We start from the raw sequence: 14,574 nt of genomic DNA on the forward strand, positions 1-14,574 counted from the left end.
TAAAAGATTAAAAGCGATTGGTATAAATATAAACTATTATTTTTTATTCTTCTCTTCTATCCATCTACTCATAAACTTAGTACTTTGAAGCGTGTGGTGCATAAGCATGCTTCCTATAAAGTTATTTCTGCGATGGGTTTCTAAGGCGTTTTGGGTGGTTTCAACTTTAAACAAAAAGTCTTTAATGTATAATTGTTTATCGAAACGAATATTAATAATCTTCACACCTAATTTTTGCTTTCCGGCCCAGTAAATTTTACTTGTATATAATTCTACAGCTCTATCTGCAAAACTTTTAGGAACATCCTCTACAAACCCATTAGGTTCTAAATCGCCATACATACCTTCTGCTCCAATACTAGTAGTTACACAAGGAACACCATTTAGCATAGCGTCTAAAATTTTACCTTTTAAACCTGCTCCATAACGCAATGGCACTAAACAGATTCTGTAGTTTTGCATAAGACTATTAATATCGTCCACAAAACCTTTTATTATAAAACCTTCCTTTTCATTATTTAGTTGCTTTGCTTTTTCGGTAACATAAGCACCATAAATATGAATTTCGGCTTTAGGTAGTTTTTTTCTAATTAGTGGCCAGATGTTTTGTTTTAAATGCAATAAGCCGTCTACATTTGGTTGATGTAAAAAATTACCAACAGTAACAAAGTGTTCTCTATTTTTATAATCTGGTAACTCCTTTTGGGATTTTAACGATATGGCATCTATCAAAAATGGCAAATAGCATAGTAAATCATCATTAATAAAAAACTGTTGCTTAAGGATTTCCATTTCAACTTCCGAAATAATAAGTGTAAGATCACATCTATAAATACTTGCAATCTCTCGTTTAGCAGTTTCATTATATAAGTAACTAACATCGAAAACGGCATTGTCTTTTAAAGCTTGGTGTCTTCCTCGTCTTAAGCAGTGTAAATCTTCTGTATCGAGAACTCTTAACGCCTTTGGACACTGCTCTGCAACTCTCCATCCAAATTGTTCTTCTATCATAAAACGATCGAACAACACAACGTTTGGATTTAATTCCTTTACAAAAGTGTCGAAACTAGAATCGTTAAGTACTATGGTTTCTGTCTTAATATCAATGGCTTCTAAATCGAAAGCATTATCGCTCTTTGTACAGGCAGTTGCAAAGGTAACATCGTAGTTTTCAGACTTAAATATTTCTATTAGTTGCATCATTCGACATCCAGCGGCAGAACTTTGAGGTTCTGGCCAAACGAAACCGATGATAAGAAGTTTTTTATTCAAGTTGAAAAAATTAAAAGTGTTCCATCTAATAACGCATTTTTAGTAAAAAAAATTATTCTGGTCTTGGCGCTAAAGCATAACCAGTTCTCACTTGATTAGCCCATTTTAAAATAGCTGCAATTTGCTCATCACTTAATTTTGCTTCACCATGCGTCCAGGTGTAAGAAGGTAAAGGCATCTCTTTTGCTTCTACCATTTCTATTAATTCTTCAATTTTATGATCTTTCCTTTTTACTGAATTGTCTTCCCATGTAGAAACGTTAAAATGTTTTGTTCCATGTTTTACATGGTCTGCCATCCAATAGTTTACTGGAGTAATGTTATTATACCAAGGGTATCGGGTTGCACTACTATGGCAATCAAAACACGCTTCGGTTAGTATTGCTTTTACATGTTCTGGAGGTTTAGTATCTTCAAAAAAAGCAGTTACAGATTCCATTGAACCTTCATTTTTTTCTGGCCCAAAAAACTGAGCGATTACAAATACTATTAATAAAATTAGCAGTATCTTTTTTACAATTTTCATATATTTATATTTAATATTTTTTTAGAAATCACATGCAGTTCGCTATTAATCATTGCCATTAATAGCGAACTTTTTAGCATGCGAGTTTCATTTTACTTAATTTTAAAGTCTAAAAGTAATAATTTCATTTGACTACAGAAACCTTATACCAAGAATTAAATTATGTAAATCACTCTAGAGCGAAACGATTACACTATGCCAACTTGGTTATTGATAATCCAGATTTAATACCTAAGCTCTTGGATATTCTTTTTATGGTAGACGATAAAATATCACCAAGAGCAGCTTGGGTTTTCGAATTTATGTGTGGCGAAAACTTAAATACTATTATTCCGTATCTAGATCGTTTTACCGAAAACATTAATAAAGTACACTTAGATTCAGCAGTGAGACCTGTTGCCAAAGTTTGCGAATATTTGGTAAAAGCTTTATATGGTAGAGAAAACCACAAAATTAAACAGGCTTTAAGTTCTCAACATAAAGAAAAAATTATTGAAGCTTGTTTCGATTGGATGATTAACGATGAAAAAATAGCTCCTAAAGCCTATGCTATGAATAGTTTATTTCTTTTAGGAAGTGAGTACGAATGGATTCATCCAGAGCTTGTTTTAATTTTAGAACGCGATTACCAAATACAGAGTTCTGGCTTCAAGGCACGAGCACGACAAATTTTAAAGAAGATTAAGAAATAGTGAATACTAATAAAAAAACTCAATCGTAATAGTTAAAAACCCGTTAACAACTGGCAAAAACTTTTAACACTTAACTCTTAACTTCTAACTTTGTTAACTATCTTTATGCCTTTCAAAATTTGAAACAAAACAGCACAAACTATGTCATTATCTGCATTAAGTGCCATCTCCCCAATTGATGGTCGTTATAGAAATAAAATTGAAGTATTAGGTGATTATTTTTCGGAAGAAGCCCTTATAAAATATCGCGTTTTAGTAGAAATAGAATATTTTATTGCCCTTTGCGAACAGCCTTTACCACAATTAGAAGGTGTTAACCCTTCTGTTTTTGAAGATTTACGCAAAATTTACAAAGACTTTTCTACCGAAGATGCGCAAGCGATTAAAGACATTGAAAGTGTTACAAATCATGATGTAAAAGCCGTTGAATACTTTATAAAAAAGGAATTCGATAAGTTAGGCTTGGAAAAATTTAAGGAGTTTATCCACTTCGGGTTAACCTCTCAAGATATTAACAATACAGCAATTCCTTTAAGTATAAAGGATGCAATGAACGACGTTTATGTGCCTCGTTATTTTGAATTATTAAAACGACTTGAAGCATTATCTAACGATTGGGCAGATATCCCAATGTTGGCAAGAACGCATGGTCAGCCAGCTTCCCCAACACGTTTAGGTAAAGAAATTGAAGTATTTGTTGTCCGTTTAAAAGCACAATTTAATTTATTAAACGATATCCCTAGTGCTTCTAAATTTGGTGGTGCAACAGGGAATTTTAATGCACATAAAGTAGCATATCCTAATATAGATTGGCGCGCTTTTGGAGCTGGTTTTGTACAAGAAAAATTAGGCTTACAACATTCTTTTCCAACAACACAGATTGAGCATTACGACCATATGGCTGCTTTATTCGATTGCTTAAAACGTATTAACACCATTATTATTGATTTAGATCGTGATGTTTGGACTTATGTTTCTATGGATTATTTTAAGCAAAAAATTAAAGCTGGAGAAGTAGGGAGTAGCGCAATGCCACATAAAGTAAACCCTATAGATTTTGAAAACTCTGAAGGTAATTTAGGTTTGGCAAATGCAATTTTCGAACATTTATCTGCAAAATTACCAATCTCACGTTTACAACGTGATTTAACAGATAGTACCGTATTACGTAATGTTGGTGTCCCTTTTGGACATACGTTAATTGGTTTTCAATCGACTTTAAAAGGCTTAAATAAATTATTACTGAACGCACCTAAATTCGCTCAAGATTTAGAAAATAATTGGGCTGTAGTTGCTGAAGCAATTCAAACCATTTTGCGTCGTGAAGCCTATCCAAATCCTTACGAAGCACTAAAAGGTTTAACAAGAACTAACGAAGCGATTACTAAAACGTCCATATCTAATTTTATTGATACTTTAGAAGTTAGTGATGCTATTAAAACAGAATTAAAAGCAATTTCGCCAAGTAATTATACTGGAATATAAGTTACTCTTTTATTTAAACAACAAAAGGCTATCTCTCGATAAGCCTTTTGTTGTTGTATTAACATGTAAAACTATATAAACGCTTTAAAAAAACTTATTTAAAGAAACTCATAAGATCTTTAATTTGGTTGTTATCTACATCTGCACTTTGGATGGTGTTAAATAGCTCAACCATTTTTTCTGGATTCATATCATCACCAAGAACTCGTGCAATACCAAATCCTGTACCTTTAGAACTTAATAGCACTAAAATTTCATCGACAGTATCATCATCTCCTAACGTATTAATTCTAAATTTCATACCGTCAGAACTAAACTCCATAAGCTCGCTATACTTTTTATTTTTAAAAATTTGCTTCGCTTTTTCTAACTCTACTTTATAAGCAACCATATCACCATCATTAATTTTATAGCCTATAAAATTTATTTTTTTAAAGCTTTTAACTGTTTCTTGTTGGGCTTCTGTTAACTCTGTGTCAGAAAGATCTACAAGGTTTGCTGCTAAATCTATTTGCTTAAAGTCTGGTAAATCTTGATGTGCTACAAAGTAGTTTTGTATTGATGCTTCATCTTTACAACTTACCAAAGCAAGAGCTAATAAAAGGCTTAAACAAACGGTTTTTATAATTGATTTCATGTGATTATTTATATTGTTTTTCAAAGGACACATGCTGTTCGCAATAATAATTATATTTGAATATAAAATATTAACAAGGGCGTTTCATGTGATTATTTATATTGTTTTCAATGGTCAAATGCTGTGCTATATAATAATTCTATTTTGTGATAAAATATTAACAAGATCACAGCATTTAACTAATGATTTTAGATACTGATTACTTCCTATTTTTTTTGTCTAATTCTTTTCCTCCTGGTAAATCGAAAGCGTTAATAAGCTTAGAGATTTGGTTTAAATCTATATCTCCTGTAAAAGAAACCAATACAGATTGCATTCCTCTACTCTTTCCATTAATTGAAATATCTGCATCTTTTAAAATAGCATCTAATCCATTAACAAACATTAAAAGCTCTGCAACATGATCTTCGTTTTTACCTTCTTTAACGTAGAATTTCACAACCATTCCATCATCTTTAATTTCCATTAACTCTTCTAAAGAACTAGAACGAGATTTTACCCATTTTGCTATATTTCCTGCAACCGCTTTATCGTCTGTTGCTAAGGTTTTAAAACTGGTAATACTTTTTACCATATCCATAAATTGTTGTGCTTCTTTATCGTCTGTTTCCACATTAATTTTCGCTAACATTTGAAACATTTTAGGCTTAATAGAAGCATAAGTCACATTGTCGTTGTCGCTATATTTATCAAATATATCGCTTTGAGCCATTGCTGTTAATGGCATTAGTAGTATTGCTAAAGCAAATACAATTACAGATTTTTTCATTGTGTTTAATTTATTTATTGTGTTCATTTTTTTTGATTTTAATTGTTAGTATTGTAAAAATGATTTCGCGTTTTAGAATTTGTTTTTAGTTTTTAAATTCATTTTACGCTTAGTACATTTTTTTAGTTTTATTTGTTAATTTTTAATTTGTTTTAAGTGAACTATCTTTTTAATAAGCGATCCATAGGATTAGTAATCTCTTTTAAATAATCTACTTGTTTGCTAGCTTTATTAATTTCACCTAAGTAGCTTACTTGAGCTGTGCCTTGATTAAGATGTTTAGACATGATTGCTAAAGCTTCTTTAGCATTGTTAATTTCAATTTTATCGCTTTCAGAAATTGTTTCCGCATTTAAATTAAGAGGATTATTAATAAAAATAGACACCATAAGAACCGCAACTGCTGCAACAGATAACCACTTGTAATTGAATACTCTTTTAGTTTGTAGTGGTAGTTGTTTAGTAAACTGTTCTTCTTGATTTACCAAAAAATAGTTAAACATTGGCTTATACATTTCTAAATGTGGCGCTACAGTGTCGCTTGAAAAATAGTCTTTTAACTGCTGCTCTTCTTTTAGTGATGTCTCTCCGTTTTCGTACTTTTCTAGTAAATTTTCTATATTATTTAACGCCATAATTATGTGTGCTAGTTAATTTTTCTCTTATTGTTTTTCTTGCTCTTGATAAAGCGACACGTATTGCAGTTTCATTCATATCAAGCATTTCAGCAATCTCTTTAAAATCGTATTGCTCTATGTCTCTTAATTGTACTACCATTTTTTGTTGTTGTGGTAATGTTTCCATTATTCTTCCAACCCAATCAAGACTATCGTCTATTTCTAATTGCTTTTGTAGCGAAACATTATGATCTTGATAATTACTATGTACAATTTTTAAATTCTGTGCTTGCTTAGACTTTAACTTATCGAAACAAAAATTCTTTGTCATTGTCATCGAAAATGCTTCAATATTTTTATAGTCCTTTATCTTCGCTTTATTCTTCCACAGTTTTATTAAAACTTCTTGTGTTGCATCTTCAGCCTCTTCTCTAGACACAAGCAATCTTTTTGCTAGTCTAAAGACCTTATCCTTAAAAGGTGTCACAATATTTAAAAACTCCGACTGCGTCATTTAATTTGGTTGGTTTATGTTATTACGACGAACCAATATCTATTTTGTTACAAAATATTTTAATTAAATATTCTATTAAAATAAAAGTAAGTACTTTTAAGCTGAAAAAGAAACCATTACTATTATGAAAACACCCAAATCACTTTTAGCTTTATTACTATTATCTATACTCGTTACAAGTTGTTTTGAAGATAAAGATGATAACCCAATTAGTACATTAGACATTAATAGTTTTGTCTATCGCGGTATGGATTCCTATTATTTATATAGAGATCTAGTTCCCGATCTAATTGAGGACAAAGCCAATAGCAGTAATTTTGATACGTATTTAAATAGTTTTGATGCACCCGAAGCTTTATTTGAAAGCCTAATTTACGACAGAACAAACACAGATAAATTTAGTTGGATCGTAAACGATTACATCGCTCTTGAGCAACAATTTGATGGCATTACAAAATCAAATGGAATGGAATTTGGACTAACACGTTACACACCTGGCGGTAATGAACTTTATGGAATAGTACGTTTTGTATTACCAAATACCAGCGCGGAAACGAATGGCTTACAAAGAGGCGATTTATTTAATGCTGTTAATAGTACACCCTTAACTATTAGTAATTGGAGAACACTTTTGGGTCAGGATAATCTCACCTTAAATTTTGCTACCTATAACACTAATGGAACGCCCGATATAGATGATGATACTGTCGACGCTACAAATAACACCATCAACCTTTCAAGAATACAATACGTAGAAAATCCGATTTTTAAAACAGAAATCCTACAAGTCGAAGGCGAAAATGTTGGCTATCTCATGTATAATGGTTTTGTAGGGAATTTTGATAGCGCCTTAAATGCTGCTTTTGGTGAATTTCAAGCTAATAATGTACAGCATTTAGTACTCGATTTTCGCTATAACCCTGGAGGTTCGGTAAACACAGCAACACTTCTAGGTAGTTTAGTTACCGGTCAATATTCTGGCCAGGTTTATGCAAAACTACAATACAACAGCATACAACAAGGCAACAATTTTAATTACACATTTGTAGATAACATTGAAGGCTCTGCACTAAATAGCTTAAACCTAAACAAAGTCTATGTTTTAGCAACAGGATCTTCGGCTTCAGCGAGTGAAATGGTTATTAATAGTTTAGGCGCTTATATAGATGTTATACAAATTGGCACACAAACTGTTGGTAAATCTCAAGCTTCAATAACACTTTACGATTCTCCAAATTTCACTAGAACCGAAGCAAACCCAAATCATACTTATGCTATGCAGCCATTAGTTGCAATAACTGTAAATAAAAACGATACGCAAGTGCCTGCCGCAGGGATTATACCAAGTATGGGTTTAGAAATAGAAGAACAAACAAATAATTTTGGCATTTTAGGAAATGCTAACGAACCACTTTTAGCTGAGGCTTTAGCGCATATTGCTGCCACTAATCGTTTATCGCATGTACCAGTAAGCAAAGCTGCTGAAACAGTATTTGATAGCAACGATTTATTACCACATAAAAAAGAAATGTACATTGAGCGTTAAAACCTATTTTAATTGGAGTTCTGGAAAAGATTCTGCTTTAGCTCTTTACTATTTACTTCAAGATTCGAAATATTCTGTAGAAAAATTAGTAACGTCTGTTAACTCGCATTACAATCGTGTGTCCATGCACGGTTTACCAGTTTCTCTTTTAAAAGCACAAACGGAAGCTATTGGTGTTCCTTTAGAAATTATTGAATTGCCCGAACAACCCAGTATGGCAGATTACGAAACTATTATGAGTAAAACTGTAAACGGTTTAAAAGACGAACAGTTTACACATAGTGCTTTTGGCGATATCTTTCTTGAAGATTTAAAAAAATATCGAGAGGCTAATTTAGCGCCATTTAATATACAAACGGTCTTCCCGCTTTGGAAAAAAGACACTAAAGAACTTATTATTGAATTTTTAGACTTAGGTTTTAAAGCCATAATTGTCTGTGCTAATGCTAAATATTTTTCTGAAGATTTTGTTGGACAAACCATTACAAGGGCGCTTATTGAAAGTTTACCAAAAGGTGTAGATGCTTGTGGAGAAAATGGTGAATTCCATACCTTTTGTTATGATGGACCAATATTTACATCTCCAGTTTCTTTCGCCATTGGAGACAAAATATACAGAGAATACAATACTCCAAAAACTGAAGATTCAGTTTGCGATTCCGGTAAAACTGGCTTTTGGTTTTGTGATTTAATTTTATAAAAAAAAGCCTGCAAAAATGCAGGCTTTTTAATGGTTTGATTTGGAATTATTGATTAATTATAAATTTAGTTATTAACGTAAACTATTATTATTTTCAGCTTTTAACTTGATTGGTTTACTGTTGATTTCTTTAATTAAAGTAGAATCCGTTTGGTCCAAGTCCTGCAACGTTAGTAGATAGTAAATCTCCCGTTGTAGAATATTCGTAAAAAGATCCGTTAGAAGCAAAATCTCCTGCATCTCCAATATAAATTACATCATTGTTAACAGCAAACCCATACATTACTCCAAAAGCTGAATTAGATTCGTAAGTTAAAATTGGTGTTATTGAAACTGTTGTGTCTCCTAACCCAAAACCATAAACCGAAGCTCCAGACGTAAAGTAAACCGTATTATTATCAATATTTAGATTTTTAGTACCCAAAATTGAAGCTGGAATTTCTAACGTATTTGCAATTGCATTAGATGATAAATCTATTTCCATAAATTTACCTGAGCCCGTTAAAACATAAACATCATTATTATTTACAACTATTGAATTAGATGTATTACCTGCTCCTAAGTCGATATCTGTAACCGCTAACGTATTCGTATCTATAACAGAAACCGAATGCTCTGATCCATATTGATTATTAGTTGTTATTACTTTGGTTCCAACGGCAGCAATTCTATCTAAATAATTACCAATTAAAACCTGAGAAGTAGAATAATTTGTTAAATCAATTACGGTTACAAAATCATCTGTTACAGATGCAAAACTTGCATTGTTAGTAACATAAGCCTTCCCATTTACTATTACTCCATATCTTGGGCTCTCTAAATCTGTACTAATAGTAGTGATGTACTCAAAACTATAACGATTAACAACTGTTATCGATCCACTTCCCGCAACAATAAAAGCTCTTGTAGCGTCAAAAAAGATATTTTGAACAAAGATCCCCATTTCTTCTGCATCTGGGTTTTCAATTCTAAAAACGTCTTCTGTTGTGGTACCATCGTCACCAACAAAAGTTATAGAGTTTGTTACAGAACTACCGCCACCTTCATTTAATACAAAATAGCCATTATCATAAGCTCCTAAGGGCACAGATACTGGTGTTGTCATGTCATCGTCATTACTACAAGATGTTAAAAAGAATGCAGTTGCTAATGTTAAGAGTAATACTTTTTTAAATTGTTTCATTGTAATATTTATTTATTAGTGTTTAAAAATTAAAATTAAAATAGGTGTTAAAATGAATACCAGGCATAAACCGCCCTAAAACACTTTGGTAATTATGATTAAATATGTTGTTGATTTGAGCTCCTACTTTGAAACTCTTAGTATTTCCAAGCGTGTAATCCATACCAACATTTGAGAGATAATAAGCGTTTAAATTAAATTTCTCGTTGTTATCTGATTGCGTAAATACTTCTCCTACAAATAGGTATTGATAATAAGCCGACAAGCGTTTATAGTTATATGCCAAAGCTGCAGTTACTTTATGGTAAGGCACGTAAATAAGCTGTTTTTTGCGCTCTTGATCTTCCGAAACCGTATAAGCATAAGTACTAGTTAAAGTTAAATGGTGTTGATTAATTGATTTTTCTATATTTAATCTGGATTCAATACCATACGTTTTTACGTTATCTGTATTTACAGGTTTCCATACAGTAGTAGTTGGTAACCATCTAATCATATCTGTAATATCGTTGTAAAAACCTGCTACAGATAAATCTATTGTTTTATAGGTGAATTTGTTTCCTAGTTCTAATTGATAAGATGATTCTGGTTTTAATTCTCGATTGCCTCCATCTTGCCAATACAAATCGTTGAAAGTTGGTACTCTATAATTTTTAGAACCATTAACCGATAATGTGTAAAAATCAGAAAACTCATATTTTAAACCTAGACTATACAAAAAAGGACTTTCGTAATTATTAGTTACTTCCTGTCTTGTAGTAATCTCATATAAAAAACGAGAACCTATTGTGTGCTTTAATAATAAATTAAAGCCTGTAATATCTCGTTTAACCCTTTCAATACTTGACCCTTCTCCTATACTTTGTGTATAATCCACTATTGGATTAATGGTAATATTATCAGCTAATTTGTAACTTATATCATATTTTAAAACTAGGGTGTTTACTCCACCATCTGTATAAGAGTCTCTTTCTGTATTAGAAAAATACTTATAACTTTCTGTTAAATAAGCAACTTTAAGTTTTGAAGTAAAATCACGAAAAAGGCCTAAATATTCTATTAAATGTCTAGAATCTCTATTTTTGTATTTCGAAGGTGTCTCTGTAGACACTTGTAATGAAAAATTACGCTGACCATCGTAATAATTACTGTATGCTTTTAATATATTCTTATCATTAATTTTATAGCCTAAGTTTAGCCCTATATTATTACTGTAAAACGCCCCGTTTAAGTTGGTATTATTACTATTTACATAATCGTAATCGTTAGCAGATTGTAAATAACTAACATTCGCATTAACACTCAGTCTTTTATTAGAAAAATGACCTTTGTATGTACTGTTAATAGTGCTAAAGCTTCCATAATCAATACCGACGTAATGTGTGTTTTCATTTTTATATGTTACCTTATTATTTAAATGAATAGATCCTCCAATTGCTCCACTTCCATACAAAACGCTTCCTCCTCCACTCCTAACATCTATAGCATCAAATATTTTGGTATTTACAGTACTAAAATCGGTTTGTCCATTAAGCTGAGAATTAATATTAATTCCATTCCATATAACCGCTGTTTGTTGCGCTGTGGTTCCTCTAAATGATGGAGAAGAAACCATGCCAAATCCATTTTCCTTAAAGTAAATAGTACTGTTATTGTTTAATAAATGAGTTAATAAGGGATTTCCTTTTTTTATAATACTATCAGAAAGTTTTAAAACAGACTGTGTGTTTGAAAATGTTTTCAACTTTGTATCACTCAAAGTTACTTCGTCCAATTTCTGGATAGAATCTAACTTTGTTTGAGCCATACAGCAAAAACCAAGAATTACAAATATTATAAATAGAGTGCTTTGTTTCATAATCTTAAAATCTTTCTCCCGAAGATTTTTTTGACATTGAAATTGGCAGGTCTCCTGACTCTCGTCTTATTATCTGTCTTCCCAGAAATTATTTCCAGTGACTTGAAGGATGATAACAAGCGTTCACAAACGTGAACTTAGATTACAGTTGCGGGAACAGTTCAAGATATTAACTTGATTCCCTTTTAATCGAATTCGCTTTTTTGCGAAGTCAAACCAAAATTCTGTACAAAAGTAGATTCTTTTTTAAATACAGACTAATGAAAATTAGTTTTTCTTATTCATTTTGTAAATAAGAAAAATAAAACCAACTAAAAAATGTAGTAAAATAATGCCTCCTACTATATATAGTGTTAAATTTGAATTATTATGCATGACTGAATTTTTATATAAATTTATAAAAATTTCATTTAACTAAATGTTACAAATGTTACAAAGCAAAACTCTATTACCTCTTCTTTTTTTATTTTTATTGATCCTAAATTGTAAAGAAGAAAAAAAAATCGCTCCTGATGATTTTTTAGAAACCAATAGCATAGAAGAAGTAAAACCTAGTATAAATAAATACGCAGAAGGTTTTAAAGTAATAAACGACAAGAAAGCTAAGGTTATTATAATTAGTAGCCCTTGGCCAAATGCGGAAAAAACATACAAATACCTTTTACTAGATAAAACCCAATTAGAAAGTAGTATTTATAATAAGGAGGACTACGATGGTATAATTATTACTCCAATTAAAGAAATAGTAGTCACGTCTACCACACACATTCCTGCACTAGAACTTTTAGGAGTAGAAGAAACTTTAGTCGGTTTTCCTGGAACAGATTATGTGTCTTCTGAAAAAACCAGATTAAGAATTGACAATAACGACATTAGAGAGCTTGGAAAAAATGAAGGTATAAACACCGAAGTTTTACTAGATATAAATCCAAATGTAGTTATAGGTTATGGTATAGACGGAAACAATAAAACCTTTAATACCATAGAAAAAGCTGGCGTTCCTGTTATTTATAATGGTGATTGGGTTGAGAAATCGGCTTTGGCAAAAGCAGAATGGATTAAGTTTTTTGGTGTACTCTATAAAAAAGAGAAAAAAGCTGATTCTATTTTTAATCAAATTGAAAAAGAATATTTAGAAGCAAAAAAAATTGCAGCAAAAGTCGTTAATAAACCAACTGTTTTATGTGGAGCAATGCATAAAGATATTTGGTATTTACCAAATGGAACAAGTTCAGAAGCACAGATATTAAAAGATGCAAATGTAAATTATTTATGGAGCGAAACAACTGGAAGCGGTAGTTTGGCCTTGAATTTTGAGGTTGTTTTTAATAAAGCTAAAACTGCCGAGTTATGGTTAAGCCCTTCTTATTACCCTAGTTTTGAAGCGCTTGAAAGAGCGAACCAACACTACAAAGAATTTGATGCTTTTAAAAACAAAAATATTTATACTTTTTCTAACACTACTGGAAAAACTGGAGGCGTTTTATATTACGAACTTGGAACTGCAAGACCAGATCTAGTACTCAAAGACATTATTAAAATCTGTCATCCTGAACTATTACCAGATTACACACCATACTTTTTTAAACCATTAAAATAATTGCCAAATACTAATACATATAAAGTTCCTTTTTTAGTATTACTCCTGTTATTAATACTTTGTTTTTTTGCTAATATTAGTTTAGGTTCTGTTTCTGTTCCTTTTAAATCAATTTTTGAAAGTTTAATAGGCACTGCAGACAACTATATCATTCAAAATTATAGATTACCAAAAGCATTTACAGCAATCTTGGTTGGCTCCGGTTTGGGAATTTCCGGATTATTAATGCAAACGTTATTTAGAAACCCATTAGCTGGACCGTTTGTTCTGGGTATAAGTTCTGGAGCTAGTTTAGGTGTTGCACTAATAATTTTAGGAGCAGGGATTTTTGGAGGCCTTTTTTCTACACTTTTAATTTCGAAATGGAGCATTGTTATTGCAGCAAGTCTAGGAAGTTTCCTTGTACTTTTAGCTGTTTTAATTGTCTCTTCTCGAGTTAGAGACACCATGGCTATATTAATTATTGGGCTTATGTTTGGCAGTATTACAGCTGCTATAGTAAGTGTACTCTCCTACTTTTCTTCTGCCGAACAATTACAACAATACATTTTTTGGGGATTTGGAAGTTTAGGTAACTTATCATGGAACGAACTTGGTATTTTCTTTATTATTTATAGCTTCGGAATAGTTATGAGTATCATTTCAATAAAAGGATTAAACACCTTATTACTTGGTGAAAATTATGCAAAAAGTCTAGGTTTAAATATTAAGAAAAGTCGCTTAATTATTATTATTGCAACGAGTTTACTCGCAGGCACCATAACTGCGTTCGCGGGACCGATTGCGTTTATAGGCTTGGCAATTCCGCATATTACAAGACAAGTTTTTAATACCTCAAATCATAAAGTACTATTACCAGCAGTATTTTTAATTGGTGCAATTGTTATGCTCGTTTGCGATAGTATTGCGCAACTACCAACTAGCGATTACACCTTACCAATTAATGCTATAACCTCTCTAATTGGCGCTCCTGTTGTAATTTGGTTGTTAGTTAGAAAACGTAAAATGATATTTTAGGAATAGAAAAAAGAGAAAAGAAGCTAGAAGAAAACTATGAAATTTGATTTTAGCTCCTTTCCTACAGCTGAAGAAAGGTGGATTTTACTATTGTAAAATTCAGAAAATTTTACAAAAAGCGCGAAGCGGCATTATTAAAATAATAACAATAGTGAGTT

General features: G+C 31.6%; 14 protein-coding genes and 1 riboswitch. Of the genes, 6 read left to right on the forward strand and 8 right to left on the reverse strand.

The genetic code is table 11. The features are described from left to right. Positions 1-36: 36 nt before the first annotated feature. Positions 37-1,272: a glycosyltransferase gene (locus RH82_RS07335; RefSeq protein ID WP_034059402.1), complete on the reverse strand. Its 1,236-nt coding sequence runs from the start codon at positions 1,270-1,272 to the stop codon at positions 37-39. Positions 1,273-1,324: 52 nt separating this feature from the next. Continuing rightward, positions 1,325-1,798 (reverse strand): heme-binding domain-containing protein, encoded by a 474-nt coding sequence (locus RH82_RS07340; RefSeq protein ID WP_034059403.1) that lies wholly within the window; start codon positions 1,796-1,798, stop codon positions 1,325-1,327. 128 nt (positions 1,799-1,926) lie between these two features. On the opposite strand from RH82_RS07340, the gene RH82_RS07345 reads away from it, so the two are divergent. Together RH82_RS07345 and purB are read left to right on the forward strand one after the other, a co-directional pair. Further along, positions 1,927-2,490 (forward strand): hypothetical protein, encoded by a 564-nt coding sequence (locus RH82_RS07345; protein WP_034059405.1) that lies wholly within the window; start codon positions 1,927-1,929, stop codon positions 2,488-2,490. 141 nt (positions 2,491-2,631) lie between these two features. After that, entirely contained in the window at positions 2,632-3,975 is a 1,344-nt protein-coding gene (gene purB / locus RH82_RS07350; protein ID WP_034059406.1) for an adenylosuccinate lyase, read from the forward strand. Between the two features lie 94 nt (positions 3,976-4,069). Here the strand turns inward: purB and RH82_RS07355 are convergent, their stop codons facing one another. From RH82_RS07355 to RH82_RS07370, 4 genes are all read right to left on the reverse strand, one after another. Further along, positions 4,070-4,612 carry a DUF4252 domain-containing protein gene (locus RH82_RS07355; RefSeq protein WP_034059408.1) on the reverse strand — a complete coding sequence of 181 codons (543 nt, stop codon included), beginning with the start codon at positions 4,610-4,612 and terminating at the stop codon, positions 4,070-4,072. A gap of 199 nt (positions 4,613-4,811) precedes the next feature. Next, entirely contained in the window at positions 4,812-5,408 is a 597-nt protein-coding gene (locus RH82_RS07360; RefSeq protein WP_081979212.1) for a DUF4252 domain-containing protein, read from the reverse strand. Positions 5,409-5,542: 134 nt separating this feature from the next. Further along, entirely contained in the window at positions 5,543-6,016 is a 474-nt protein-coding gene (locus RH82_RS07365) for a hypothetical protein (RefSeq protein ID WP_034059409.1), read from the reverse strand. Beyond that, entirely contained in the window at positions 6,003-6,512 is a 510-nt protein-coding gene (locus RH82_RS07370) for an RNA polymerase sigma factor (protein ID WP_034059410.1), read from the reverse strand. The genes RH82_RS07365 and RH82_RS07370 overlap by 14 nt, the downstream gene beginning before the upstream one ends. Positions 6,513-6,636: 124 nt before the next feature. On the opposite strand from RH82_RS07370, the gene RH82_RS07375 reads away from it, so the two are divergent. Next, a complete protein-coding gene (locus tag RH82_RS07375; RefSeq protein WP_034059411.1) occupies positions 6,637-8,058 on the forward strand; it encodes a S41 family peptidase in 1,422 nt (473 codons plus the stop codon). After that, positions 8,048-8,758 carry a Dph6-related ATP pyrophosphatase gene (locus tag RH82_RS07380; RefSeq protein ID WP_034059413.1) on the forward strand — a complete coding sequence of 237 codons (711 nt, stop codon included), beginning with the start codon at positions 8,048-8,050 and terminating at the stop codon, positions 8,756-8,758. Before RH82_RS07375 ends, RH82_RS07380 begins: the two co-directional genes overlap by 11 nt. 130 nt (positions 8,759-8,888) lie before the next feature. Here RH82_RS07380 and RH82_RS07385 read toward each other — a convergent pair whose 3' ends face one another. Then, positions 8,889-9,941, reverse strand: coding sequence for a hypothetical protein (locus RH82_RS07385; protein ID WP_034059416.1), 1,053 nt, complete (start codon positions 9,939-9,941; stop codon positions 8,889-8,891). A 22-nt stretch (positions 9,942-9,963) separates the two neighbouring features. Further along, a complete protein-coding gene (locus RH82_RS07390; RefSeq protein WP_034059418.1) occupies positions 9,964-11,799 on the reverse strand; it encodes a TonB-dependent receptor plug domain-containing protein in 1,836 nt (611 codons plus the stop codon). A 27-nt stretch (positions 11,800-11,826) separates the two neighbouring features. Then, positions 11,827-12,035, reverse strand: a riboswitch (cobalamin riboswitch). A gap of 191 nt (positions 12,036-12,226) precedes the next feature. Between RH82_RS07390 and RH82_RS07395 the strand changes: the two genes are divergently transcribed. Together RH82_RS07395 and RH82_RS07400 are read left to right on the forward strand one after the other, a co-directional pair. After that, entirely contained in the window at positions 12,227-13,399 is a 1,173-nt protein-coding gene (locus tag RH82_RS07395) for an ABC transporter substrate-binding protein (RefSeq protein WP_034059762.1), read from the forward strand. After that, on the forward strand, positions 13,400-14,416 hold the full coding sequence (locus tag RH82_RS07400; RefSeq protein WP_034059420.1) for a FecCD family ABC transporter permease: 1,017 nt from the start codon (positions 13,400-13,402) through the stop codon (positions 14,414-14,416). It begins immediately after the preceding gene. Positions 14,417-14,574: the final 158 nt, after the last annotated feature.

The sequence above is a fragment of the Lacinutrix jangbogonensis genome, assembly GCF_000797445.1.
GTDB lineage: Bacteria > Bacteroidota > Bacteroidia > Flavobacteriales > Flavobacteriaceae > Lacinutrix > Lacinutrix jangbogonensis.